Raw genomic sequence first — 26,840 nt, forward strand, 5'->3', positions numbered from 1 at the left:
GCGTGGCGCACAAGCACGGTGATCCTCGGTGTGGAGAGCGCCGGGGTGGAATAAGAGCTCTGCGGGCAGCGGAGAGCTGCGGAATAAATTCCGCGCTCCTGTCCTGAAAAAACCCCGGAAACATCCGCCCCGCTGGCATCGTTACGCGCTGTTCCTCAACTGCATGAAACGATTCCTCACCTGCCTCCTTCTCTCCACCGCCGCGCTGCGTGCGGATGATGCCGCCGATCTGATCTCCCAGTCCGGGGTGAAGGGCGGGATCGTCGTGCATGTGGGCTGTGGCGATGGCAAGACCACCCTGGCTCTGCGTGCCAGCGAGCGCTACCAGGTGCAGGGCCTCACGCAGGATGCAGCGGCGCTGCCCGCCATCCGTGAGTCGATCCACCAGACCGGCAAGTACGGCCCCGTGGCCGTGGACACCTGGACGGGCCAGCACCTGCCCTACATCGAGAATTACGTGAACCTCCTCGTGGTGGAAGACGCGGCCGCGGTTTCCAAGGCGGAGATCGACCGCGTGCTCACGCCCCTCGGCGTGGCGATGGTGCGGAAGAAAGGCGGCGGCTGGGACAAGATCGTGAAGCCCTGGCCCAAGGGCATGGATGAGTGGACGCACTATGCGTATGACTCGAAGGGCAATCCCACCTCCAAGGACATGCTCACCGGCCCGCCCTCGCGCATGCAGTGGGTGGGAAATCCACGCTGGAGCCGCCACCACGACCGCATGTCCTCCGTCAGCGCGGAGGTCAGCTCCCAGGGCCGCATTTTCTACATCATGGACGAGGGCAGCCGCATCTCCATCCTCATGCCGGCCAAGTTTGCGCTGATCGCGCGAGATGCCTTTAACGGCACCGTCTTGTGGAAAAAGCCCATCCCGCAGTGGAGCACCCACCTCTGGCCGCTCAAGTCCGGCCCCACCCAGCTGGCACGCCGACTGGCAGCCATCGGCGACAAAGTGTACGTCACCCTCGGCATCAGCGATCCCATCACCTGCCTCGATGGCGCGACTGGGGAGGTGGTGCGCGACTACCCGCAGACCAAGGGCGCTGAGGAGCTGCTCTACCGCAATGGCACCCTCTACGCGCTGGTGAATCCCGAGCCCTGGCGTCTCAATGAGGAATTCGCCGTGAAGCAGCAGAGCGACCAGAAGCGCGTGGAGACGGAATTCAACTGGGACGGCAAAACCCGCCACCTCATGGCCGTGGACGCCGAGAGCGGCAAGACCGTCTGGTCTGTGGATGACAAGGTGGGGCCCATCACCCTGGCGCTGGATGACAAGCGCATGGTCTATTACAATGGCGACGGCCTGACCAGCCGCGATGTGAAGACGGGCAAGGTGCTCTTTGCCGATGTGCCCGAGGCCCGCCGCAAGCTCTATGAGTTCAACTTCGCCCCCCGTGTGGTGCTCAATGACGATGTGATCCTCTACGCCGGTGGCGATGGATTGATGAAGGGCATCAATGCGGACACCGGCAAGGAGCTGTGGAGCTCCTCCCATGAGAAGAGCGGCTACCGCAGCATGGAAGATGTCATTGTAGCGCAGGGTCTGGTATGGAATGCCGGCACCACGCAGGGAAATCAGACCGGCGAGTACACCGGGCGCGATCCGCTCACGGGTGCGGTGAAAAAGCAGTTCTACCCCGACGTGCCGCAGGGCACCTACTGGTTCCACCACCGCTGCTACATGGCCAAGGCCACGGAGAAGTACATCATCCCCTCCCGCACCGGCATCGAGTATGTGGACATGGACAAGCAGCACTGGGACCTCAACCACTGGGTGCGCGGTGCCTGCCTCTACGGCGTGCTGCCTTGCAACGGCCTGACCTACGCAGGTCCGCACAACTGCGCCTGCTACCCCGAGGCCAAGCTGGACGGCATGGCCGCCATGGCCTCCGCCCCGCGCTACCCCATGCCACCGCACACCGCCGACAGCGCCCGCCTGACCAAAGGCCCCGCGTATGCCGAGCCCATCGAAGAAAAGCCCGCCGACTCCAAGGACTGGCCGACCTACCGCTCAGACAATGCGCGCAGCGGCTACTCCAATCAGGATCTGAAGAAGGATCTCGGCATGGCCTGGGAGGTCAAGCTCACACCGCCGCTCAGCACCACCACCACGGCTGCGGGGCTAACCTTTGTGTCAGAGGTGGACAAGCACACGCTGCATGCCTTCAATTCTGCCACGGGGAAAGAGGCCTGGCATTTCATCGCCGGTGGTCGCATGGACTCGCCGCCCACCTACTGGCAGGGCCGCGTGTATGTGGGTGGCAATGACGGCAATGTGTACTGCCTCCGCGCCAAGGACGGCGCGCTGGTGTGGAAATTCCAGGGCGCACCCGTGATGATGAGCCACGGCGCGTGGGAAATGATGGAGAGCGTGTGGCCCGTGCACGGCAGCGTGCTGGTGGAAAACGGCCTCGTCAGCTTTGTCTCCGGCCACTCCTGCTTCCTCGATGGCGGCCTGTGGTTCTACCGCATCGATGCCAAGACCGGCGAGATGAAGGTGAAGGTGAACTACGACGACCGCGACCCCGAAACCGGCGGCGATCTGAACGACCGCCACAAGACCCTGCAGATGCCCGTGGCGCTGAACGACATCCTCAGCAGCGATGGCAAGTGGACCTTCCTCCGCACCCAGAAGATCGACCCCGCCGGACTGCGCGTGGAGGTCGGCCCTGTGAGCGGAGATTTTGACAAGCAGGGCGGCGCGCACAAAGGCGAGGGCAAGCACCTCTTTGCGCCGATGGGCTTCCTGGATGACTCCAATTTCCACCGCAGCTACTGGGTCTATGGCAAGAGCTTTGCCGGTGGCCACGGCGGTTACTTCCAGGCAGGCAAGTACGCGCCTGCAGGCCGCATCCTGGTGCACGATGACAAGAACGTGTACTCCTACGGCCGCGAGGCGCAGTACTACAAGTGGACCACCACCATGGAGTACACGCTCTACGCCACCTCCAAGGAGCCGCCGGACGAAGCCTACGACACCGAAAGCGCCACCACCGAGCGCAAGGGCAACAGCGTGGTGCTGGACAAAGACGGCAAGCCTCTGGCCGTGCAGCCCGCCAAGGAAACCCAGGTGGGCCACAGCGAAACTCTCAAGGCCCAGGCCGAAGCCCGCAAGAAGGGCAAGGGCAAAGGCGGCGAAGCCAAGGGCAATGCCAAAGGCGGAGCCAAGGCCAAAAACGCGCCCATCCCCGGCAGCGTGCAGTTCCCCGATGTGCCTGCGCTCGACCCCAAGGAAACCGCCATCACCGTGGAGGCCTGGGTGCTGCCAGACAAGCCCAGCGGCACGATCATCAATCACGGCGGCCCGCGCCTCGGTGTGGGGCTCGACTTCCATGATCGCAAGCCGCAGTTCCACATCCGCGACGACAGCAAGGTCAGCACCATCGTCTCCGCCGAGGCCTTTGGCGAAGGCTGGCACCATATCGCCGGCGTGCTGGCGGCAGACAAGAAGATGACCCTCTACATTGATGGCAAGCTGGTGGCCGAAGGCACCGCCGGAAACCTCATCTCCGCCAAGCCCGCCAACCCGCTCATCGTGGGCAATGGCAGCGGCGTGGCCGAGGAGAGCGCCGGAGCCTACAGCGGCCTGCTGGACCAGCTGGCCATCTACCACAAGGCCCTGACCGCCGCCGAGGTGCAGCGCCGCTTTGAAGAGCCGGACGCCAAACCCGCCGATGCCGTGCTGGTGTGCAACTTTGACAACGGCGACTCCCGCGACAGCTCCGGCAATGAAGTCCACGGCGTGGGCGCAGGCGTGGAGTCTGGCAAGGGCAAGGTGGGCGGCGCGCTCTGGTTCAAAGGCGATGCCGCAGGTGGCGGCAAGGGTGACAAAAACAGCGGCAGCTTTGTGAAGCACACCTGGGACCGCTTTGTACCCATCGTGGCCCGCAGCATGGCGCTGGCCGGCAAGACCGTGCTCGTCAGCGGCGCGCCCGACATGATCGACGAAGAGTACGCCTTTGAGCGCCTCGCCGCCAAGGACCCCGCCATCCTGCAGGAGCTCAAGGAGCAGGACGAAGCCCTGGACGGCAAACGCGGTGCCAAGATGTGGGCCGTGAACACCGAAACCGGCGAGCAAAGCACCGGCCTCGAACTCACCAGCCCGCCCGTGTGGGACGGCATCACCGTGGCCCAGGGCTGCGTCTTTGTGAGCACCATGGACGGAAGGCTGCAGTGCTTTGGGAAGTGAGGGGGAAAGGGAATGACTAATGAGTAAATCCGAATGACGAAATAATGCCGAATGCCGAAGCGCTCTCCGGAACGTAGGTTGGGTGTGTTTGGCGCATTCCGATTCCTTAGCCTCATGCAACCCCCTCCGCCAAACCGCCCGACCATCAGGACGTTCGTACGCCGTGGTATTTGCAGCGCGCTGATGGACGGGCGGGCTTGCGCCACACCCATCCTACGTCCACGCGCCACGCGCCGGGCCAAAGGTCTCGATTCGACCATAGACGCCATCCTTCGTCATTCGCCCCTCGTCATTCTCTAGTCATTCGGGCTTACTCATTCGTCATTCGATCCCCCCCATGCGCCTCGCCTCCCTCCTCATCGCTCTCGGCACCAGCGCCGCCTGCGCCTGCACCATCCCGGTGTTCCGCTTTGCACTGGACCGCTGGGAGGCCGACAAATTCCATCTCGTCATGCCTGCTGCGGTTTCGCAGACGCCTGAGGTGCAGGACCTGCTGCGCCCCCTGCGTGCCAATGGCAAGGCCAACCTCGACTTCTCCACCGCCAAGGACCCCGCACTCAAAGACACCGTGCTGCGCTACTCCCGGGGCGATGCCGAAAAGCAGGTCTGGTCCGGCAAGCTGGACGCCGCCAGCCTCGCCGCCGTGCTCGACTCTCCTGCGCGCCAGAAGATCGTGCAGCAGCTCCTCGCTGGAGACTCCGTCATCTGGGTCATCGCCGACAGCGGCTCGCCGCTGGACACCGCCGAAGCCGAGCGCGTGGAGAAGCGGCTCAAATTCCTCGAACAAGTCGCCTCCCTGCCCATCCAGGACCCGAACGACCCCGACAGTCAGCTCGGCCCCGGCCCGCCCCTGCGGCTGAAATTCGCCACCCTCCGCCTGCGGCGCGACGACCCCGCCGAGGCCCTGCTGCTGCGCATGATCGCCGGGCCGCAGGCCGCCTTTGATCCCGCCACCACCAGCTTTGCCGGCGCGGTGTTTGGCCGTGGCCGCGTGCTCGGTGCCTGGCCGCTCGCCATCCTCGACGATGCCTCGCTGGAGGACGCCTGCATGTTCCTCGTGGGCCGCTGCGGCTGCCGCCTGAAAAACGAAAGCCCCGGCTGGGACATCCTGCTCAACATCGACTGGGAAAAAGCGCTCGCCAAAGCCTCCACCGCTCCCTCATCTGCCGACACTGCTCCGACTGCCCAACCCGCGCCCGCCATGGCCGCCGCCGTCACCGCCGACGTCAAGCTCAGCCCCGCCGCCACCGCAGCTCCTGCCACCGCGCCCACGCCCGCCCCTGCGCCAGCAGTTCCCGTCAAAGCAGCTGCAGTGCCCGAAGTCGTCGCCATCATTCCCGACCATTCCTCTTCCGGCACCACCGCCGCCGCGCCTTCTGCCAGCAATCCCAAAGCCGCGCTCATCCTCGGCATCGCCGCCAGCCTGGCCATCATCCTTCTCATCCCGAGGTGGCTGCGGAAGTGAGCCGCATGTGCGCTTGGCAGCGCGCTGGCTTATTTGGAACCGGAACGAAGTGGAGATAGACAGCCGCAGGCTGCCCGAAGGGCGAGCGCAGCGAGTCAATGCGGTCGCGAAGTGAGGCACAGCCCGTCCTCCGTAGCTCGGAGAGCGAAGGGGGAAACGCAGCTACCGCTTTTCGAAGGCCGTGTCAGTCAGCACATGCCACAGCCCATCCTCAGCCACACGCTCCCACGGCACTCGCAAAAAGCTTGCCCCCCGCACGCCACGAGACGCTCGAAAGCGGTAGCTCCGATGCAGGCTTGCGCCTCGCATCTGCGCGACCGCACTCCAAATTTGCCCTCGCGCTTTCGCAGCAGGATATGGAGTGCGGTCGCGGAGTGAGGAACGAACGCAGCTACCGCTTTCCGAGGGCTGGATGAGAGTGCGAGTGCCTGGGAGTTTTCGAAGGCAGGGGCTCTCGGGAGGGGTGGGACGCTCGCAGGCCGGGGAGCCCACGCACGCCACGAGACGCTCGAAAGCGGTGGCTCCGATGCACGCCTGCGCCGTGCATCTTCGCGACCGCATTGATTCGCTGCGCTCACCCCTTCGGAGCAGCCTGCGGCTGTCTATCTCCGCTTCGCTACGGTTCCAAATTCGCTTCGCTTCCAAATAGCCCTCGTGCTTGTGCCAGCATCTACTCCCCCCACCCTCACTGCGGGCTGAGGAAGAAGGTACCTTTGCGGCGGCGGTGGGGCAGCATCTCGTCGGCCTGGGCCTGGAGCACGCACTGGAGTCCCAGGCGGATGGCGGCGTGGCGGTTTTCCACGCGCAGCTTGTGGAAGATGCTTTCCGCATGGCCTTTCACGGTGTCGATGCGCACCTTCAGGATGGTGGCGATCTCGGGATTGCGCTTTCCTTCCACGATCCAGTAAAAGACCTCCATCTCCCGGGGGCTGAGGCCCAGGCCGCTGAAGTGGCTGATGTGGGGCTCGCCAGCCTGGGTGCGGGCACGGCCGAGCGCACGCGCATTGCGCAGGTGCGGCAGCAGCAGGGTGAGCACGGAGCGGTCCTCCTCGGTGAAGTCCAGGCCTCGGCGCTGTACGCTGAGAAAGAGGCTGCCGCCGCCGGCCTCGTCGGCGCAGAGGGGGATGGCGCAGTGGTTGTCCAGCCCGGCCAGCTTGTAGGTGGTGGCGTAGATGTCGAGGTCGCGGAACTGGCGGCGGCTGTAGTAGTCCCGCAGAAAGAGCACGCTGCCGCCGCGCACGGAGAGGTCGGACTTCCAGAGGTCGTAGCGGTTCTTGACCTGCATGTAGTTCATGAGCACGTCGAGGGAGGGCGCGTTGTCGTCTGAGAAGACGATGTCAAAGGCGCCGGTGGCGTGCGCTTTGGAGTAGGTGATGAACTCCCCGGGGACGAGCGCCTTGACGGCGTCGATGGCGCGCAGGACGCAGCTCTCGGCGGTGAGGCCCTCGGCATAAAGGGCACGCAGAGCGGCGTCCAAGCGGCTCCAGGCGTGCGAGGAAAGAGGTGGGATGGGGGGATTCAAGGTGCGCGTGCTTTTCTCTTAGCAAACTCTGCCACGACTGGCAATGCGGCGATGCGGGCGAGGCCGGGAAAACACCCCACCAAAGGGGGGTTTAGCGCGGCATGGCGGCTCCTACTGTGGCGGAGATTCCCCACCTATGCCCTGCCCTGCTCCTGCCTGCCGTCTGCCTTTGTCCCCTGCGCTGCATTTCATCCCGTGTTTGCTGCTGTGGCAGATCTGCCTGCTGAGCGGCGCTGCAGGAGCCGCAGACCTCTTTCCCTACGGCACGGCGGCGGGAGACACGGCCATGGGAAAGTCCGATGACGCCTCTGAACTCATCGCCTGGACCGGCCAGGGCCCGGGCGGCAGCAATCCGACCTTGAAAATCGCCAGCACGCGGAGCAGCAGCATCTACGTCAACAACAACGGCTGCCTGTCATTTGGCCAGGCCATCTCCAGCTATTCAGCCAGCCTCTTTCCCTATTCGTCCACGCCAATCATAGCCCCGCTGTGGTGCGATGTGGATACACGCGGCGTGGGCGGCGGGACGGTGTGGTACCGCGTGGAGCAGGATGCGGCGGACCTGGCCCAGATCAGCACCCTGATCACCTCTCGTGTGCCAACGGCGGCGGGGTTTCAGGCCACGTTTGCCTTCATCGCCACGTGGGACCACGTGGGCTACTATGCCCAAAAGGTGGACAAGCTGAACACCTTCCAGGCGGTGGTCGTCACAAACGGCGTCACGTGCTACGCGCTGTTTCTCTATCCGGAGAATGGGGTCAACTGGCTGCTGGCAGATGCCACCGGCACCAGGTATCCTTGCATGGGGCTGGATGCCGGAAACAATGCGGCTTACTACAATCATCCGCTTTCCTGCACGGCGGGCCTCACCGCTCTGCCCACGCTGAGCAACACGACTCCGGCCACCCCCGGCCTTTTCATCTACCGCATCGACGACAGCACCATCCCGGAAGTGCCTGCCGCCCCGACGACGGGCACGGTGACTGCAGACGCCAGTCTGACACGCTGGGTTGAGGGCACCGGCATTTGGACAGGCGATGCCACGGTATGGCGGAGTGGATTCAATGCCATCTTTAACAGTCCGGCGCGCAACCTGGCCATGACCGATATCGTGGCCAACAACCTGCAGCTCAATGGCTCCGGCTTTAGCCTCGGCGGCAACCTTCAGTTCAACGGGCTCCAGTTTGCCAGCCCCACGGACGAAGTGGTCATCTCCAGCACTTCAGTCATGACTCCTCGTGCGCAAAATGCCATCACTCAAGGCAGGCTGACGTTTCGGGACAGCGCCACGCTGGTGGCCATAGGCACGGGCACGATCAATGGCGGCACGATCAACCTGCGCCACACGTCGCGCGTGGTCTCCTACTCCGCCGATGCCATCACCAGCCAGACGGCGCTGATTTTTGACAGCAGCTTTTCAGGCATCGGCGGCACGCTGGACCTGCGCGGCATCGGGGCCACGGTGGGCACGATCAATTCGGTGAGCACGGGCGGGCTGATCACCAACAGCGGCAGCGCGGTGGCGGCGCTGAATGTAGCGGGGGCAGGCAGCAGCGACTTCAGGGGGCAGATCGTGAACGGCACGGCGGCCAGTGCGCTGACCAAGAGCGGCGCGGGCATGCTGACGCTCTACGGCACCAACACCTACACCGGGCCCACCACCATCTCCGCCGGCACGCTGCGCCTGGCGGCGGCCCCTGCGCTGCCTGCAGCCAGTGTGGTGACGCTCTCCGCCGGGGCCACGCTGGACCTGGGCGGCTATGCCCACACCTTTCCCGCCAGCACCGGAGACGGCACGCTGGCCATGGGTGCAGGCACGGCTACGTATAACTTAACGGCCGATGCCACGATGAACACGGTGCTCAGCGGCACGGGCGGCTTTGTCAAAACCGGCAGCGCTGTGCTGACGCTGAACGCCGCCACCAGCCACACCGGCCCGACGACGATCTCCGCCGGCACGCTGCGCCTGGGGGTGAATGATGCGCTGGCCACCTGCTCGGCGGTGTTTCTGAACGGTAATGCCACGCTGGATCTCAACGGCCATGACCAGACGGTGACGAATCTGGACTCGTACAACGCGGGCACCAGCCAGTTTGACTCCGGCACGGTGGTGCTGGGCGGGGCACGGCTGAAGAACGTGGCGGCGGTGACGAACAACTGGGCGGGCAGCATCACCGGCACGGGCACCTTTGAAAAAAGCGGCCCCGAGCCCATGCACTGGCTGTGGGGCAGCAGCAGCTTCAGCGGCGCGCTGGTCATCACGCAGGGGGTGCTGTCCGCAGACGCGGTGAATGTGCTGAGCCCGAATGCGGGCGTGGCCGTGGCCAGTGGCGCCACGCTGTGGCTGGGCGGTGCCTCGCAGACGGTGGGTGCGCTCTCCGGCGCAGGCGCGGTGGCCATCGGCGCAGGCTGCACCTTTACCGTAGGCGCGGGAGATGCCTCGGGCGAATTCAGCGGCAGCCTCTCCGGCACAGGTGCGCTGGCCAAGACGGGCACCGGCACGCAGACACTCAGCGGCAGCAGCAGCTTTACCGGCTTCACTTACGTCCTGGGCGGCACGCTGGGCGTGACGGCAGGCGGCGCGCTCAGCACGCCGGAGGCGGACATCGTGGTGGCCAGCACGGGCAGCGGGAACTTCGTGCTGGCAGGCGGTGCGGTGACCGCCCGGTCGCTGATCCTGGGGCATGATGGCGGCAGCGCCAACGCCGTGCTGAATGGCGGCACGCTGACCACCGGAGAGATCGCGCGGTGGTCGGTGACCAGCGGCATCGTCTTCAATGGCGCCACGCTGCGGGCGCTGGCAGACAGCAGCGTGCTGCTGAATGGCTTTACCAGCGGCTCGGCGGAGATCCAGGCCGGGGGACTCATCATCGACACCAATGGCTTTACCGTGTCCACCGTGGCGGAGCTGAGCGGCAGCGGCACGCTGACCAAGACGGGCGCGGGCAGCCTGAGCCTGGCGGGTGCCTTTGGCCACACTGGAAACACCGTGGTGGCGGCAGGCACGCTGAGCATCGGCTCCGCGCGCCTGGCAGACAGCGGTCAGGTCTCTGTCAGCGCCGGGGCGGTGCTGCACCTGGCTTTTTCCGGCACGGACACCGTGCGCGCGCTGACGCTGGCGGGTGTGCAGCACCTGAGCGGCACGTGGGGCGGCATCGGCTCCGGCGCGCAGCATGAGACCGCCCTCATCACCGGCCCCGGCCTGCTGGTGGTGGTGAATGAGGTGATCTCCTGGATGAGCGACAACGGCCTCAGCGCCTCCACCCTGGCGGCGGATGACGATGGCGATGGCCTGCCCAATGCGCTGGAGTACTGCCTGGGCACCTCCCCCACGCAGCGCAGCACCGCCACCACCGGCACGACGCTGCAGGGCAGTGTGCTGAAGTTTGCCTACCCACGCCGCAAGGGCTTCAGCCTCGTGACCTCCGTGGTGGAATGGAGCGACGACCTGAGCACCTGGAGCAGCGCTGGTGTGGGCGCACCCGCCGTGGTGGCCGATCTAGGCACGACCGAGAGCGTGAGCGTGGACATCGCCGTGCCCGAGAGCACACGCCGCCGCTTTGTGCGCCTGCGAGTGGTGGTGCCCGCAAGCCCGTGAGGCCGAAGAGACTTCCGCAAGGCCATCAAGGGCGTGCAGCGCAGGCTCAGCCACCTGCCCAACGAGGCGGTGGAAGGGCAGCACGACGACCGATGCTCGGAGAGGTTTCACACAGCCGCTGAAGTCCGCGCTGCTTTCCGGAGGCTTCGGCAAACACACCCCACGTGCGGGGATCAAGATGATCCGCCCGTCTTCCAGCGCTTCACCCGCCCACGGGCTCACGCCGCGCCACCTCCCTCATGCCGTTTTTAAAAAACCTGTATCCGCATCGCCCTCAAAGGCCAGTGCGGCCATCTCGCGGTAATATGGGCAGGTTTGCAGCAGCTCCTCATGTCGGCCATGCGCCAGGATGCGCCCGTGATGCAGCACGTAGATCACATCCGCAGACACGATGGTGCTCAGCCGATGGGCGATCACGAGGCTGGTGCGGTTGGCGCGCAGGCGTGCCAGCGCGTCCTGGATCAGGCGCTCCGACTTCACATCCACGGCGGAGGTGGCCTCGTCCAGCAGCAGGATGGGCGCGTCTTTGAGAAAGGCGCGTGCCAGAGCCAGGCGCTGGCGCTCGCCGCCGCTCAGCAGTACGCCGCGCTCTCCCACCTCGGCATCCAGCCCCTCGGGCAGCCGCTGCACAAAGTCCGCCGCACTCGCCTCCCGCAGCGCATGCCACAGAGCGTCATCGTCCGCGTCCGGCCTGCCCAGCAGCAGATTCTCCCGCACCGTGCCCGCAAATAGAAACGCCTCCTGCGTCACATATGCCAGCGCCTGCCGCAACGTGCGCTTGCTCATCTTTTCCAAAGGCTGTCCGTCCAGCCAAATGCGGCCGCTCTGCGGATCGTAAAAACGCGCCAGCAGCTGGAAGACCGTGCTCTTTCCCGATCCCGTGGCCCCCACGATGGCCACCGTCTGGTGCCGCGCCGCGTGCAGCGAGATGCCATGCAGCACCGGCTTGTCCGCACGGTAGCTGAAGCTCACGTTTTCAAACGAGATCTCTCCACGGATGGCCGCAGGCTCCGGCGCGGCGCCTGCATCCAGATCCTCCTCCTGCTCGTCCTCCAGAATGGCAAAGACGCGCTTGGCCGCAGCCAGTCCGCTGAGCAGCGTCTGGTTCACCCCATGCAGGCGGGAGATGGGCTCATACAGAAAGCCGACGAGCAGCAGAAACTCCATCAGCCGCCCCGCTGTCATGGCCCCCTGCACGCACCACCACGAGCCCGCCATCAGCAGCAGCACCAGGCCGGCGTTTCCCAGCAGCGTCATGGATGGCGCATAAAAAGCCCACGCCGCCATCAGCCGCGTCTGCCGCTCCTGCAGCCGCTGGCTGGCCGCCAGAAACTTCCACTGCCGCATCTCCTCCGCCGTGTAGCTCTTGATCTGGCGGATGCCCGTGATCGTGTCGTGCAGCGTGGCATTCAGCGCGCTCGTGGCCTCCCGCGCCGCCGTGGCACGCGGAGACACCCAGCGCGAGTAGATCCACCCGCCCGCCGCGATGAACGGCGTGGGCGCCAGCACCAGCAGCGCCAGCTTCATGTCCGCCACCAGCATGACGATGGCCGTGACCACGATCTGCAGCAGGGCGGTGCTGCCCTGCTCGATGCCCTCCAAAATGACGCGCTGTGTGGCAGGCACATCATCGGCCAGCTTGGTCAGGATGTCTCCCGTGCTCTGATGGTCAAACCACCCCAGCGGCAGCCGCGCCATCTTGCGGTGCAGCCGCCCGCGCAGGTCGGTGATCATGCGCTGCTCAAAGGTGCAGTTCACCCGCGTGCGCACATAGAAGAGCCCCTCCCGCAGCGCAAAAGCCAGCAGCGCCAGCCCGCCCGCGCGCCAGATCAGATCGCCGCGCCGCTGGGGGATGATCTCATCCACAAACCAGCGCACCACCCCTGGAAACACATAGATCAGCCCCGTGCCCCCCACCGCCAGCGCCAGCTGCAGCAGCGCGATCCGCCAGTGCCCCCGCGCAAACCCCAGCAGCCGCCGCAGGGCGCTGGTGTTGGTCATTGGCTCGGGCGCGGAAGTCATGGCATCGAGACATTCTATAGCATATGGCCAAACAGATTTCCGAAAAGGATACGTGGAGACACCCGGCGGAGGCTTGAGGACAAGCATCCCCACCTCTCGCGCCAGGCGCGCGCATGCCCAGCGCAGGCAGGGCTGGCTGCCCTGAGGCAGCTTCGTTTTCACACAGCCTTTCAAGTGCGCACCGCCCGGCCTTGGATGGCGGTGGCGGGTTGCGGTGTCCAGGGGGGGCATCCCCCCGGCCGATGATACCAGATCCTAGCAGCTTAGGCAGCCAGGGGCTGCACCTGACGCAGGGGGATGCGCTGCTGGTGGCGGAGGGAGGCTTCGGTATTGTAGGCGGCCAGGAGCAGGAGGCTGAAGCCGAGATCGCTCACGAGGGAGTTGATGAGGAAGCTCCAGGTGGGGGCGTAGCCGGGCTCTCCGGTGGTCAGGGCCTGCAGCAGACCGGAGAGGGTCTTGGCATAGGCGGGGGCGCTGATCCAGGAAATGGTGTTGGTGACGAGGTAGAAGGCGATGGTGCAGCCCGCGACGCCGAGAAGGCTGCCCACGAGGCTGAGCTGTCCGCGCCAGCGTCCGGCCAGCCAGGAAGCGAGCGCAAAGCATGGATAGACCGAGAGAGCCTCCCAGTGCAGCACGGAGGCGGGGCCGGTGGCGGCGGCATCGATGCCCACCAGCATCAGCGGGATGAGCAGGAAGGTGACGCGACGCGGAAAGACGAGCGTGCCGGTGAAGGCCAGCGCCATCCAGGGGGTGAAGTTTTCCAGCGCTTCAGTGGTGATGAAACCTTTCAGCCGGGCCCAGCGATAGACGGCGGCAGCGGCGATGAGGAGCAGCGGCAGCAGCAGGGCGCGTGTGGAGGCAGGACGGGAATCGGGGGAAGTCATGGCGGGCCGAAGATGCAGGTGTTTGGGAGTATGGAAAGGATGAATTGTGACTGATGCGCTACGAATCACGCAGAGTGCGCGGTGGGGTAAACTTTGGCAATTCATCGCACCCAGCAAGGCATCCAGGCCTGTCAGCTCTCGAAGTCCGTGAGCCCCTTTGCAAGTGATGATGGTTTGAGGCGTGCCTGCACCCGGGGGCATGGCGGCTGTGCCAGGCCCCGCACACGGAGTGTGCGGACCACGCCGCGCTGGGTGGACATGCTGCGCTGGGTGGTCTGTAAGCGCCACGAGATGGGCTGAAAAGCGCCGGGCTGGCACGCCACGGGCACGCTCGCCCCCCTTCCCCGCAAGGATGGGGGCCGGGCTCAGGCGAGGCCTTTTTTGCGCAGGAAGGGCACGAGCTCGTCCACGCCAAAGTCGGCCAGCACCTCGCCGTCCCAGTCCATGGTGGGGGCTTTGCTCTGGCCGCTGAGGTCGATCATGGCCTGCATGGCTTCGCGGTTGCCGGTGACGGTGATGGCTTGATAATCAATGCGTCGGGCATCGAGATATTCGGTGACTTCCTCGCACCAGGGGCAGCCGGTTTTGATGTAGATGGTAGGTTTGACCATGATGAAATGATGGTACGGGATACGGCGAAGGGCAAGCCGGGGGTGCGTGATTCGCGGTTGACCACCCCCCTGCCCCGATTAACATCAGCGCGCTGTTTTCAGGGCCACTCAACCAGTGCTCCGAAGCCATCCCCTCCGAACCTCTTTCCCCGATGCGCCTCTTCAGACCCATGAATGCGCTGCAGGAAACGTTCCAGCGGATGGAAGGTACGAAAGGCAGTCCCGGTGCGCCGCAGGTGTGTGTGCGTGCGGGGACGAATTTTGAGCCGGCAGGACCGCCCGCGCGGTCCGGCTTTGAAAACCGCAGCAGCCCGTGGTGGTGCTGTGGCAGGCCGCTTGTGCGGTCCGCCGCGTGCCGCGGTGCCGTGGACGAGGCTAGCCGCACGTCCCCCGCCCGCCGCCCCCTCAGCACCCCGGCCCTGCCTGACAACGCAACCCACCCCTACGTAATACTGAAACATGTCCGACTACCCGAACCGCAATGGCGGAGGAAATCGCCGCCGCAGCCGCAACCGCTCCCGTGGTCCCCGCCCTGAAGGCCCCCGCCCCGCCCGTGGCGACAGCCGCAGCGCCCCGCCCTCCCTCTTCCAGAAGATCCTGAGCTTCTTTGGCCTGGGCTCCAAGCCGAAGAGCCGCCCGCAGTCCAGCGAGCGCAGCCCTGCCTCCGCCTCCTCCGCCCCGCGCTCCACCAATGACAATCCCCGCCCGCAGCGCGAGCCGCGTGAACCCCGGGAGCCCCGCCAGCGCCGCGAGCCCCCCGCTCCGGTGAATCCGGCCGACATCACCACCGAGCGCCTCTATGTGGGCAATCTCTCCTACGACGCCACTGAGAGCGATCTCTTTGAGCTCTTCAACGGCGTGGGCGCCGTGAAGAACGCCGAAGTGGTGGTGAACAGCCGCACCCAGCGCTCCAAGGGCTTTGCCTTTGTGACGATGGGCACCGTGGACGAAGCCCGCCGCGCCGTGCAGGAACTCAGCGGCAAGGACTTCATGGGCCGCCCGCTGCAGCTCAGCGGCGCCAAGCCCAACACCCGTGGCGACGAGTCCTCCTCCTCCGCCCCGGCTGAAGAAGCCCAGGCCGCCTAAGACCGGCTGAGAAGGCTGCAAGCCAGACTCAGACCCGACCGACAAACATTCACGCCCGCAGGTTCTCGCATGAGCCTGCGGGCTTTTTGTTTGAGGGACGGATGGGGGTAAGGACGGGGATAGGGAGAAAGGCGCGGTGCTTCGTGTGTGGGTGGGGCACTCGCAGGCCGGGGAGCCCACGTGTGCCACGAGACGCTCGAAAGCGGTAGCTCCGATGCAGGCTTGCGCCGTGCATCTGCGCGACCGCACTCCAAATCGCACTCGCGCTTTCGCAGGTCAATTTGGAGTGCGGTCGCGGAGTGAGGAACGAACGCAGCTACCGCTTTCCGTGGGCCGAGTAGAGATGCGAGTGCCTGGGAGTTTTCGAAGGCGGAGGCTCTCGCGGGGCATGTGGCACTCGCAGGTCGGGGAGCCCACGCGAACCACGAGACGCTCGAAAGCGGTGGCTCCGATGCAGGCTTGCGCCGTGCATCTGCGCAACCGCATTGATTCGCTGCGCTCACCCCTTCGGGGCAGCCTACGGCTGTCTATCTCCGCTTCGCTACGGTTCCAAATCGCCCTCGTGCTTTCGCAGCAGGATATGGAGTGCGGTCGCGGAGGGAGGAACGACCGCAGCTACCGCTTTCCGTGGGCAGGACGGCTGGCGAATTTCTTGGAGCCATGAGAGGCAGTGGCTGTCGCGGGGCATGGGACGCTCGAAGGCCGGGGAGCCGACGTAGGCTACGAGACGCTCGAAAGCGGTAGCTCCGATGCAGGCTTGCGCCTCGCATCTGCGCAACCGCACTCCAAATCGCCCTCGTGCTTTCGCAGCAGGATATGGAACCGGAACGAAGTGGAGATAGACAGCCGCAGGCTGCCCGAAGGGCGAGCGCAGCGCGCCGAAGCGAAGCGGAGACAGACGACTGAAAGGAGCCAGAAGGGTGAGCGCAGCGAATCAATCAATGCGGTCGCGGAGGGAGGAACGAACGCAGCTACCGCTTTTCGGAGGCTGGATGAGAATGCGAGTGCCTGGGAGTTTTCGAAGGCAGAGGCTCCCGCGGGGCATGTGCACTCGCAGGCAGGGGAGCCCACGTGTGCCACGAGACGCTCGAAAGCGGTGGCTCCCTGCTGGCCGGCAGCCGCTCTGGATGCCGGGCTCTTTGCTGCACCGCGCGCCTACTGCGGGTACGCGGCGTCTGCGGCGGTGGTCGGCTTGGCCGGGGCTGGGGAGGGCTGCACGGCCGGGGGCGCGGGCTTGGCCACGGTCTTCACCTCCACGTTCATCTGGCTCAGTGTCAGCGGGGCGCCTTCGGGGCGGTTTTCGATGTTCTGCTTCGGATCATACAGGTCCAGGCCCACGCTCTGCAGCATCTGGCGGGCTGCTGCGGGCTGGTAGTTTTTAGCACCGGCGATTTTCAGCGTCTTGATGCTTCCGTCAGGCTGCGGCACATGCAGCGTGGGCTGATACAGCACGCCGGCGGGCTGGCCCTCCTCCGGGTGCGACTCCAGATTGGCACGCTTGAAGACCGAGAAGTCCACGTGCGACCCATACGGGACATGCCGTGCCTGCTCGTGCGACCCGATGCTGCTGAACGCATTCTTTTCCGGATGGTGTAAAATACCATGCGCGTCACGGTAGTAGCTGTGGGTGCGCTTGATCAGCCGCTCGTTTTTCATCACCTCGTCCATCCACGCCAGGGTGGTGCCCGCCATGTCGTTGGAGTCTTCATACCCGCCGCCGATGTCTGAATGCGCGCCGGGGAACCACACCTCATACACCTTGCAGGAGGGATCGATGGGCGGGCCCACGATCAGCGGGTGGAACTGGCTGCGCTTCTCATCCAGGCTCAGCGCGTGCACGGTCAGCTTGATGTTCGGGTAGGGGCGCACCTTGTAGCGCTGCGGCCTGCCGGGGATGACTTCGCCGTCGTTGCGCAGCTTGGTGAAAGGCAGCCCGGGCACCGTGTCCCAGATGCCCAGCAGCTCGATCTCCGGTGCATGAAACACCCAGCCCTGGCAGAAGCGCTGCCGCTGCAGCTCAGCCTGATTGGCCTTGAGGGTGTCCTTCCACACCTTCAGCGGGATGCTGCTGCCGGCCTTGGGCTCGGGGTCGGTCAGGTGCAGCTCGCAGTAGTCGTACACGGCGGTGGCCAGTGCCTTGAGCTGCTTTTCGCGCAGCTTGTTCTGCACCACGTCCTGGGTGAAGGCGTGCGTGGCATCCGGCAGCCCGCAGTGCGCCATCATGCCTGAGAGCATGCGCGCCTCGAAGGCCCCGCGGCTGAAGCCAAAGATGTGGATCCTGTCCTTGGCGCCCGCATTCCAGTACCGGGCCAGGAAGGCATACGCATCGATCACGCGGTCTTTGATGCCCCAGCCAAAGGCCTTGCCCGTGAGCGTGCGCACGCCCACGCCCTCCACGTAGATGCAGGGGGCGTGCGGGTCCTCCGCCAGCGCCTGCTGCTCAAAGCTGCGCCTGACATTCGTGCGCGCTTTCCAGTTGTTGGACGTGCCGTCAAAGAAGACATTGATCTGCTTGGGCTCGTTTTCCTCTTCCGGCGCGAAGCGGCGCGGCGTGGCCGGATTGGGCGCATACTGCACATTGAAGCGGTAGAGGCTGCAGCCCGTGAGAGACACCGCCCCCAGCACTGCCGCCGCCATGCCCGACATCATTCGCGCACGAGAGGCCCCGGTAGAAAGATTTTTGAAAATCATGCGCCGTTTTTCCCGGGGAATGCCGGGAGTGTCAACTCATTAATGCGGCATGCCCATAAGAATAAAACCAAAAACCTGTGGGCAGGCCCCTGATTTTTCCTGCTTGGGGGCGTCAGCCAGCATCCCATGCGTCCAGCCCGCGCTCCGGCGGAAAGGGATCGTCACAGTCCCTCACGCTCACGCATGGCGCTGCACCACCGCACATGCGCAAAGACGCCTCACATGGAGGCATCCAGATGAGCCCCGTCCGCCGCCGCGCCTGGTGCTAATCCTTCTTCTGCTGCGCCAGCACCTCCAGTGCCTCCTCCTTCGACTTCACGTGCAGCTTCTGGTAGATCTTCTTCATGTGCACCCGCACGGTCTCGTGGCTCAGTCCCAGGGCGGCGCCCACCTCTTTGGCGTTGCCGTGCCTGGCCATGGAGCTCAGCACCTCGCGCTCACGCGTGGTCAGGCTGCGCAGGGAACTCCTCCTGTCGGCGGCGGAAATCGCAGAGGTGCGGAATTCATTCATCAGCATCTGCGCGATCACCGGGCTCAGGCTCACGCCATCCTGGATGATCTGCCGCAGCCGCTCCGCAAAAATCTCCGGGTCCGCCGTCTTCACCAGATAGCCTGAGGCGCCGCTGCGCATGGCCGCAAAGACGTCTTCAGGCTCGCTGGAGGAGGTCAGCATCACACACAGCGGTGGGGTGGGCAGCTTTTGCAGATTCGCGATCAGTTCCACCCCGCTGAGCCCCGGCAGCTCCAGATCGATGAAGAGCAGGTCCACCTCCAGAAAGCGCCTGTCTGCCACCAGCGCCTCGGCGCTCTCCCAGGCATGCACCAGCTCCACCTCGGGTGTGTTCTTCAGCAGCCCTGAGAGGTAGGCGCGGTAAACGGGGTCGTCCTCCACCAGTGCGATCCGCGTAGGACTGCCTTTGGCTCGACGTGGGGCTTTATTTCTCATTGATTTTTAAAAATACTACAATCCATTCTGCAGCACATCAGAATACAGCTCGTCAGCGCATTTCTCACACACGGTATGGGAGCTGCCGCGCCCGGTGGTCATCAGCCGCAGGTCGTCCCAGTGCATCCACCCATGCTGTGGCGTATGCACTTTGCGGCAGCAGCAGCACGTCACGGGCTGGCTGCCTGGAGCTGCGGTGGCCAATGTTTCTGGGTCGGCAGGCTGTGGAGCAGCTGGCCTCAGCCGGCCGAGGTAGGTCTGCAGGCTGCAGCGCAGGCCATCCAGCACACCGGCGCGCCGTTCGGTCATCTCAATGACATTCTCAAACTGCATGCCCAGCACATACTTGCGGCCATCCGCAGCCAGACCAAAGGAGAGCCCCGCAAAGAGCAGCATGCCACCGGCCCACGGCACCGTCTGCACACTGTCGGGGGCGGCGGTCTCCGCCTGTCGGAGGATCAATTCCTCCAGCCCGGCACCGATCTCCATCGTCTGCTCCCTGCGCAGCACGATGTGGCACGCATCCGCCGCGTGGCTCGTCACCCAGGCATGCCTGCAGCCCAGCAGCGAGCACGCGGTGTCCAGGGCGTAGAGCGCCGCCCATGAGAAGGTGTTTTGATGCGGGCCTGCCTCGGCATAATAAGGCGCAGGAGCCTGAAAATGGGAGTTGGGGGCGAGTGGAATAATCATAACAGCCATTATATTACGGGAAGAAATCCCGGCAGTGCTTGTGCCGCCTTGGGTTAACCTCATTTTCTCCAAGGTGAGTTACCCCAAGCGATGGCTGGCATGCCTGCGATGCATGCGCCAACTTCTAACATCTCCGCACAGGCTGTGTAACCCGTGTGTGAGGCTGTTGGGCTGGCGGTGGTTAGCGATTGCCGCCGCCAGCTGAAAGCCTCTGCAAAAGCCTCCCTTTTGCTCGTGTGCTGCATGACCACGAGAGTCCCAGTCCGCCAGAGTAACCGAATGGCGGAGAGGGGGCGTCCCGATCCCTCACGCGCTCGCAAGGCCCAGCGCGCCCGCGCTGCCAACAAGCTTTGTTTTTACCGCACCGCCCAGCGTATGCGCAGCATGAGTGCCACGCCACAAGACATGCCGCGTGCTCCATGTTTATTCATACCACAGAGTATTAGAAAATAGCCGCCCCTCCATTCTGGCCGGCAGGCGCAGGCAGCGCGGCTGCGAGCCTACGCGGCTGCGGCCTCGGGCTCTGCCGTGGGGCTCCTGAGCAGAGTCTGCTCAGGCTTCAGCCCCAGCATGCCATGCTCCAGGCAGTAGCGTGCAATGTTCGCGCTGGTGATGATGCCTGTCTTGCGGGCGATGTTGTGCTTGTGCACCGCGACAGTGCAGGGCGAAAGGCCCAGCTCCTTGGCGATCGACTTCAGGCGCCGCCCATGGCCAATCTGCACAAAAATCTCCAGCTCCCGGGGGCTGAGCAGGTTCATGGGATTGCCTATCTGCGAGTAGCTGATGTGCTGCATGAACTTCTGCGCAATCTCCGGCGAGAGATGCTTCCCCCCCTCCACGACTGAATGGATGGCGCAGACCAGCTCGCTCACAGGGCAGGTCTTGGTGACGATGCCCAGCACGCCCTCCCGGATGGCGCGGTGCACCCAGAAAGAGCTCATCTCAGACGTCAGGATGATGGCCTTGGTGCCGGGGGATTGATCCCGTGCCTGGAGGATCATCGAAAGCCACGGGCTCTCCAGACCGGAGATGTCGGTGATCAAAAGATCAAAGGCATGGTGCTCGAGCAGCGGCGTGGCTTCTTTGATGCTGGAGGCCGTGATGAAGGTGTAACCTGGAAACTCCCGCTCCAGCAATGGGATCATAATTTCCCGGAACATGATATGGGAATCCACGAACAGAACGCTTTTGGGAGTCATCGCTATCGTATTGATTAATTGCCTTCTCTAGACGGGGGCGCGCCCGTCACCGCTGCTTCCTTGCCCGAATCCAGTGCCTGAATAAAGTGGACTGATGGGTTAACACAACGAAGGCACGTGGTGGCGCCCGTGCAGCGCAGCGCCTAGCCCTGCTCCAGGCTTTGCCGGCAGCACTCATGCTGCACCAGCGCGCTGCCTCCCAGCATCTGGGAGAGGCGCAGCCGCACGATCTGCCATAAGCCCATCGGCAGCGGCACCACCGGCACGCCTGCATTGCGCAGCACGCCCACGGCGCGGTCATCCCACAGCGCGATCATTTGATGGTCCTTGCGGTTGGTGATCTCCAGCCTGGGCAGGCCATGACGCTCGCACCACTGGTGGATCATTCTTTCGCTGCCAGGATCTCCGGCGCGGGCGGTGAAGATTTTCACCGTGCGCCCGGTCTTGACCCAGTAGCGCACGCGCTTGAGCATCGGCAGCACCGCAGGCCCGATCTGCAGCGGGTGCAGGGTGGTGTCCGTGCGTGCCAGCGTGCCGTCCAAGTCCACGCCGATCCAGCCCTTGCGCGGGTACTTCGGGATTTTAATCGTCTCTTTGTCAATTTCTTGCTGTTCCAGCATTGGCGCATCATAAGCTGCATGCGCGGGTGCTTTGAACCGCGAATGAAGTTCATTTTGGGTTAACTCACGCCTGCTGAAATGGCGTGGGATCACTCAGGGTGAATCATGAGTGCAGGCGCAGGGAAGCCCCGCCGTGGAGTGCGCGCCGCGTTCGCAGAAAGCCCTCTTCGCGGATGCAAGCCATGTGGCCGCACGCCCAGAGCCGATGAGGACATCGGCGCTCCCAGCAAAGAGCTCCGCCACGGAGTGCGCGCCGTGTTTGAAGAAAGCCCTCTTCGCGGATGCGAGCCATGTGGCCGCACACCCGGAGCCGATGAGGACATCGGCGCTCCCAGCAAAGAGCTCCGCAGGAGAGTGCGCGCCGTGTTTGAAGAAAGCTCTCTTCGCGCATGCGAGCCCCATGGCCGCGCAGCTCCTGCGCCACGTCGTTCATCGGTGCGCTGCTGCAGCCTGATGCTGGTCAGCCGACGCGCCTTGCCTTGCTGAGCCTGCGGCCCAGGGCCATGCAGGGCTCCTCCACCCAGCGCAGCAGCAGCCAGCCGCCCAGAACGCTGGCAGCCAGCACCACCAGGGGCCTCCACCCGGGCGGCAGGTGGGACTCCAACAGCAGGATCAGCGGTGTGTGCAGCAGATACAGCCCGTAGGAGACATGACCCAGGAACAGCAGCGGCCTGCAGTGCAGCAGCCTCCCCACGCGCCCCGAGTACAGGCAGAAGACAAACAGCACGCCATATCCCACCCAGCCCACGTAGTTGACATACGGAATGCCCACAAGCAGCGGATGAAACTTGCAGCCGATCATGGCCACCGCCGCAGCCAGCGCCGCGGCCCTGGCACTGAATGGTAGCTTGTGGTAGAGCTGCTCCACCGCATTTTGCGGACGCGCCAGCACGGCACCGGCCATAAACAGCACCACATAGCGGGACGCCTCCGCCAGAGACAGCAGAAAGCCCGGCAGCGGCACATGCACCAGCCGTGTGGCCGCCACGGAGAAGACGGTGCCCGCCACCAGAGACCCCATCAACCCCAGCCGCCGCGTGCCCAGCAGCAGCAGCGGAAAGACCACCGACAGCCGCATCTCCACATACAGCGACCACGCCGGGGAATTGATCGCGTCGGGATCTCCCAGAAAGAGACCATTTTCCACCAGATCCTGCCAGCCCGGCACCCGGGCCACGGCACCCGGCATGCCGCCTTTCACGGGTGTCTGGGTCCAGTACAGTCCCGCAAAGGTCAGCACCAGCACCACGGCATACGCCGGCCAGATGCGGAAGACGCGCCGTGTCAAAAAGCCCGCATAGCCCGGCGGCTGCCTGCCCTCCAGCTGCAGCGCCAGCACATGGCCGCTAAGCAGGAAAAAGATCAGCACCGCCCCGTAGCCATCCCGCAGCGGCTGCAGCCACCAGACATTCTCCATGAAACCGGGCGGACAGTGCGCCAGAAAAACCATCAGCGCCGCCGCACCACGCAGGGCATCCAGCTTGCCGATTCGGTTGGAGGAAATGTCAGAAGGCACAAAGAGGGAGGCGAAAAAATCGAGAAAATCATAAATCGAAAAAAGCCGCAACCAAATCTTGTCAGCCAAGCCCAGCATCACTGCCCGCACCGGAAACAACCACTGCAACACCGCAGCCAGCGGCGGCGTGTGGCTACATGGATGTGCCGCATTGAGAATAAGACCGCTTCGTTAAAAGTGCAGTAAAAGTGACACCGAACAGAGGCATGCTTTATCCCCTCTGTCTTTGTTTTGATTGTTTTAGGTAAAAAGTTAAATTGGCAATTGTTCTGAGGGCGTTTCTTGCATCATTTATCCAGTGCTGCTCTTCCCCCGAGTGGTGCTTCTGACAGACTATGTTTACTGCCGCGCTCGATTCACTGACTGCAGCCCACAAAACGGCTGTGGAGACGCAGCTGTCCGCCTGGGATACCGGCCCCTGTCCCAAATGGCGCCGCGTGGCTGCAAACATCCGGGCAGAGGTGGCGCTCCAGCTTGCTGATTTCACCGCCCTGCTCACGGATTTCGCCACGGAGCTGGCTGGTGTCACCGTCTCTCCCGAGTCTGGCTGGGTCAATGCATGCCGTAGAAACCAGTTCAGAGGCGCAGCCATGCCGCCACCGCTTCCTACGCACCTGGGCAGGGCGGTTCCCATCGGCGGTTATGCCAAGATCATCAGCGAATCTCCTTCGATCACTCTGACGCCAGACATGTGCGAACAGATGTTGCGGGATATCCACCTGGCCTCTGGAATGCCAACACCACGTGAGACCCGAATCCTGCAGCAAGCACGCCTGGGCCGGTATGTCATGTGGGCAGCCTTTGACGCCACACACACCACGCAAAGCCCGTTTGATCACATTCCCAAAACGACTGACGCCGTCCGCACGGCCTTGGGCTTGGGAGAGTGCCCCGAAACAGAGACTCTCATCCTCATCACCTACCAGTCTGTCGGCACCGGAGCGCCCAATCCTCTGCACCGACCTACCATTGGCGAAGCTGGAAGCTACTGCTGGTTCCGCCCCAATCCTGATGCTGCCGCACACCACGGCCTCACCGAGCCCCTTCCCCCCAATCCTCTTGGGCTCGCCCCCGTGCCGGAGATGGTTCATCGTGAAATCAATGGCGACACCCTGACATTTCCGCTTTATTTGGCTGTATAACCCATGAGCGCGTCCGTACCAGAACTGGCCAATCTCGGTCTCAAGCACCTCGAAGGCAAATCCTTCGAGGCTGTGCTTGAATGGATGGCGCGCGCCCTGCATGCTCAGGAGCCGTTGCCCATGATCGTGCCAGGGGAGTCTCCCGAAGACCCCATTCTGCGCCTGGAGCGGAGCCTCACGGAGATTACGAGGCGGGACTTGTGCGAGGCCTGCCGCGTGCTGGTGCGGCGCTATGTCAGGCAGCCGCAGGATGAAGCCGACGACGCCTACGTTGCCGCTCTCCTGCGTCTGGCCAAAGGGCTGAATCTCACCGATCTCGTCACAGATCTCTACACGCTGGCAGCCAACCATGCTGTCCTGTCAGCTCTGCCGCAGAGCCAGGTCAAGTCCATCCTCTTCACCCTGCTGGATCTTCGGGCAGCGCTTCCGCTGGAGTTCTGGAAATCCCTGGCAGCTAGGCTGCCCGGCGCAATGAGCCTCATTGCCGTCTCTGGTCTGCTGGGGCATGGGTATAAGCCTGCCATGTGCGTACTACCGTCCCTGCCAGACCAGCAATCCGTCGCCGACTCCCTCTACATTATTCTCAAGCAGCATGCCAAGCTGCTTAACCCGAACGAGGTGTCCAAGATGGTGGAAACTGCCAGACAATTCCTGTCTTCCTGTCAGCCGCAGATCCAGCTAGCCCTCCAGGATTGGGTGGATGAAAATCCTGCCGTCGTGGAGAGCAGGCCTGCGGCCACGACTTCCTTTTCCAGGCCGTTGCTCGATACTGCTTTGGCTTCATTCTTCGCTCAGAGAGGTGGGCCGATCTATGCCCCCCGTCCTGCCTCTGCGCGTCTCTTGCAGCAAACGCCACAAACTTTGCTCAGTGCAGCCTGACCATGCCTGACCCCACCCAGCCAAGCAGCGCGGCCTTCATCACCTTTTACTCTTTCAAAGGTGGCGTGGGGCGCAGCATGTCTCTCATCAATGTGGCAGGCATCATGGCTGGGCGTGGCTTTCGTGTCCTCGCGCTGGACATGGACCTCGAAGCCCCCGGCATCTCCTACCTCATGCGCCATGAAGCCAAGCTCATGGAGCAGACTCTCCCCGGCTTTGTAGACCTCCTCAGCGATGCCTGTACCCGTGGCATGGAGGCAGACCTGTTTGCCCTGTCACCTCAGGCTGTCGTCGAAAAGTATTCGTATCCTTACACCATTCCCGACGGCATCCGCGTGAGCGAGGACGGGCTGCTCAGGATCATGCCCGCAGGCAGTTTTGATGGCCACTATCAGGAGCGTCTCGATGCCCTGGCGCTGGGGCAGCTCTACCGCGAAGGGCGCGGCCAGCCCCTCATCGCCGCGTTCAAGCACGTCATCGCATCCTCGGGAATGTTTGACTTTGTCTTCATCGACAGCCGCACCGGCTTTTCAGACGAGTCCGGCATTTGTACACGCGATCTCGGAGACCACCTCGTGGTCGTCATGGGCTTCAACCGGCAGAATCAGGAAGGCACCGAGGAGTTTCTGCGCTCCCTGCGCATGGCCGGCGGCAAGCCTAAAAGCCTGCAGGTCATCCTCAGCCCCGTACCCAATGGCGAAGATGAACTGGTGGAAAAGCGGGAGGGTGAAATCGCGGCAGCTCTGTCCGAGGCGTGGGAAGAACCCTTGAAGCCTTTCCTGCAGATCCCCTACCATCCGCGTCTCGCCCTCACCGAAGAGCCCCACATCTTCCGCCGCAGCCGTGGTTATTTGTACGAGGCCTACGTAGCCATTGAGCTCGCCGTCAGCGGCATGCTCGGCCTGACTGCCGCATCGTTGCGAAAAGAGATCATTAAAGTAGCGGATGAGAAACGGCTCGATCTGGTGATCCTTCTGTTGAAGAAGCTGCAAAAGCTGGACGACGGAGAGACGGCTGTGGAAGGCTTGGTCACCAACAAATTGATGAATCTCTGCCTGAGCCCCGAGGCAGGTGAACTCCGCCAATATCTAGCGGCGACGCTACCTGCTGATTCTTGGGCTGTCGGCATTTTGGCATATCGTCTTCATAAAAAGAACATGGACGATGCAGGTTTATTTTATGAACGTGCATTGGAAGCAGACCCAAAAGATGCCAACAACTTGGGCAACTATGCGAGCTTACTGACCGATGTGCGCAAAGATCACGACACAGCGGAGGTCTTTTACAAGCGCGCTCTGGAGGCTAACTCAACGGATGCCGACACTTTGGGCAACTATGCGAAGCTGCTATTCATCCAAAAACGCCTTGAAGATGGGGCGATAATGCTAGCCAAAGCCTGGGAGCAAAATCCCCCAAAACTAAATCTCCAATCTGAGCTGCTTTTCTATGCCTGCGCTCACTTGTGGGAAAGACATCCTGATGCCCTTGGAAAGTTGAAAACCCTCCTGGAGGCAGGCGGTAACTCCGAAGGCTGGCACTTGGAAGAAAATGTGCGAGTGGCTCGCGAGTCCGGGCATCCGCATCCTGATTTCATTGCTGCGCTGGCAGAGGTGGTTTCGGCTAAGGCCACAGTGGACACACTGGCAGACTTTGAGGTCTGGAAAAACGGACACTTCTGAGTCGCAGACGGTGAGGTATCTGCTCCAAGATGGAGAAGACAACAAGGCTGCACTCTGCGCAGCGTCTGCCCGCATTCGCCCCCCATCCGCACGGGGTCGGG

17 protein-coding genes are annotated in these 26,840 nt (G+C 63.8%); 7 read left to right on the forward strand and 10 right to left on the reverse strand.

The features are described 5' to 3' along the window. Positions 1-163: 163 nt before the first annotated feature. Positions 164-4,189 (forward strand): outer membrane protein assembly factor BamB family protein, encoded by a 4,026-nt coding sequence (locus tag HNQ65_RS04900; RefSeq protein WP_184338348.1) that lies wholly within the window; start codon positions 164-166, stop codon positions 4,187-4,189. Positions 4,190-4,526: 337 nt separating this feature from the next. Then, positions 4,527-5,654, forward strand: a complete 1,128-nt coding sequence (locus HNQ65_RS04905) for a hypothetical protein (protein WP_184338349.1) — start codon at positions 4,527-4,529, stop codon at positions 5,652-5,654. A 685-nt stretch (positions 5,655-6,339) separates the two neighbouring features. Here the strand turns inward: HNQ65_RS04905 and HNQ65_RS04910 are convergent. After that, the gene (locus HNQ65_RS04910) at positions 6,340-7,176 is read right to left on the reverse strand and encodes a helix-turn-helix transcriptional regulator (protein WP_184338350.1); all 837 of its coding nucleotides are present in this window, start codon (positions 7,174-7,176) and stop codon (positions 6,340-6,342) included. 136 nt (positions 7,177-7,312) lie between these two features. Here HNQ65_RS04910 and HNQ65_RS04915 point away from each other — a divergent pair, with 136 nt between their 5' ends. Beyond that, positions 7,313-10,774 (forward strand): nidogen-like domain-containing protein, encoded by a 3,462-nt coding sequence (locus tag HNQ65_RS04915; RefSeq protein ID WP_184338351.1) that lies wholly within the window; start codon positions 7,313-7,315, stop codon positions 10,772-10,774. Between the two features lie 237 nt (positions 10,775-11,011). Here the strand turns inward: HNQ65_RS04915 and HNQ65_RS04920 are convergent, their stop codons facing one another. The 3 genes from HNQ65_RS04920 to HNQ65_RS04930 all read right to left on the reverse strand — a co-directional run bounded on the left by HNQ65_RS04920 (position 11,012) and on the right by HNQ65_RS04930 (position 14,291). After that, on the reverse strand, positions 11,012-12,796 hold the full coding sequence (locus HNQ65_RS04920; protein WP_184338352.1) for an ABC transporter ATP-binding protein: 1,785 nt from the start codon (positions 12,794-12,796) through the stop codon (positions 11,012-11,014). A 263-nt stretch (positions 12,797-13,059) separates the two neighbouring features. Continuing rightward, positions 13,060-13,680 carry a DUF6580 family putative transport protein gene (locus HNQ65_RS04925; protein ID WP_184338353.1) on the reverse strand — a complete coding sequence of 207 codons (621 nt, stop codon included), beginning with the start codon at positions 13,678-13,680 and terminating at the stop codon, positions 13,060-13,062. Between the two features lie 365 nt (positions 13,681-14,045). Further along, positions 14,046-14,291 (reverse strand): glutaredoxin family protein, encoded by a 246-nt coding sequence (locus HNQ65_RS04930; protein WP_184338354.1) that lies wholly within the window; start codon positions 14,289-14,291, stop codon positions 14,046-14,048. Positions 14,292-14,750: 459 nt separating this feature from the next. On the opposite strand from HNQ65_RS04930, the gene HNQ65_RS04935 reads away from it, so the two are divergent. Beyond that, positions 14,751-15,377, forward strand: coding sequence for an RNA recognition motif domain-containing protein (locus HNQ65_RS04935; protein WP_184338355.1), 627 nt, complete (start codon positions 14,751-14,753; stop codon positions 15,375-15,377). A 1,155-nt stretch (positions 15,378-16,532) separates the two neighbouring features. On the opposite strand, the gene HNQ65_RS04940 is transcribed toward HNQ65_RS04935, so the two are convergent. The 6 genes from HNQ65_RS04940 to HNQ65_RS04965 all read right to left on the reverse strand — a co-directional run bounded on the left by HNQ65_RS04940 (position 16,533) and on the right by HNQ65_RS04965 (position 23,039). Then, entirely contained in the window at positions 16,533-18,068 is a 1,536-nt protein-coding gene (locus HNQ65_RS04940) for a phospholipase effector Tle1 domain-containing protein (protein WP_184338356.1), read from the reverse strand. Between the two features lie 265 nt (positions 18,069-18,333). Beyond that, positions 18,334-19,014 carry a response regulator gene (locus HNQ65_RS04945; protein WP_184338357.1) on the reverse strand — a complete coding sequence of 227 codons (681 nt, stop codon included), beginning with the start codon at positions 19,012-19,014 and terminating at the stop codon, positions 18,334-18,336. Between the two features lie 15 nt (positions 19,015-19,029). Beyond that, positions 19,030-19,704 (reverse strand): hypothetical protein, encoded by a 675-nt coding sequence (locus tag HNQ65_RS04950; protein ID WP_184338358.1) that lies wholly within the window; start codon positions 19,702-19,704, stop codon positions 19,030-19,032. Between the two features lie 500 nt (positions 19,705-20,204). Next, complete coding sequence (locus tag HNQ65_RS04955; RefSeq protein ID WP_281382064.1) at positions 20,205-20,903, reverse strand: LuxR C-terminal-related transcriptional regulator; 699 nt, start codon at positions 20,901-20,903, stop codon at positions 20,205-20,207. Positions 20,904-21,046: 143 nt separating this feature from the next. Further along, on the reverse strand, positions 21,047-21,523 hold the full coding sequence (locus HNQ65_RS04960) for a hypothetical protein (RefSeq protein WP_184338360.1): 477 nt from the start codon (positions 21,521-21,523) through the stop codon (positions 21,047-21,049). Between the two features lie 460 nt (positions 21,524-21,983). Next, the gene (locus HNQ65_RS04965; protein ID WP_184338361.1) at positions 21,984-23,039 is read right to left on the reverse strand and encodes an acyltransferase family protein; all 1,056 of its coding nucleotides are present in this window, start codon (positions 23,037-23,039) and stop codon (positions 21,984-21,986) included. A 335-nt stretch (positions 23,040-23,374) separates the two neighbouring features. Between HNQ65_RS04965 and HNQ65_RS04970 the strand changes: the two genes are divergently transcribed. The 3 genes from HNQ65_RS04970 to HNQ65_RS04980 are packed head-to-tail and all read left to right on the forward strand — an operon-like array spanning position 23,375 to position 26,739. Further along, the gene (locus HNQ65_RS04970) at positions 23,375-24,181 is read left to right on the forward strand and encodes a hypothetical protein (protein WP_184338362.1); all 807 of its coding nucleotides are present in this window, start codon (positions 23,375-23,377) and stop codon (positions 24,179-24,181) included. Between the two features lie 3 nt (positions 24,182-24,184). Beyond that, positions 24,185-25,060, forward strand: a complete 876-nt coding sequence (locus HNQ65_RS04975; protein ID WP_184338363.1) for a hypothetical protein — start codon at positions 24,185-24,187, stop codon at positions 25,058-25,060. A gap of 2 nt (positions 25,061-25,062) precedes the next feature. Continuing rightward, positions 25,063-26,739 (forward strand): KGGVGR-motif variant AAA ATPase, encoded by a 1,677-nt coding sequence (locus tag HNQ65_RS04980; RefSeq protein ID WP_184338364.1) that lies wholly within the window; start codon positions 25,063-25,065, stop codon positions 26,737-26,739. Positions 26,740-26,840 lie beyond the last annotated feature (101 nt).

It is taken from the genome of Prosthecobacter vanneervenii (genome assembly GCF_014203095.1).
GTDB lineage: Bacteria > Verrucomicrobiota > Verrucomicrobiia > Verrucomicrobiales > Verrucomicrobiaceae > Prosthecobacter > Prosthecobacter vanneervenii.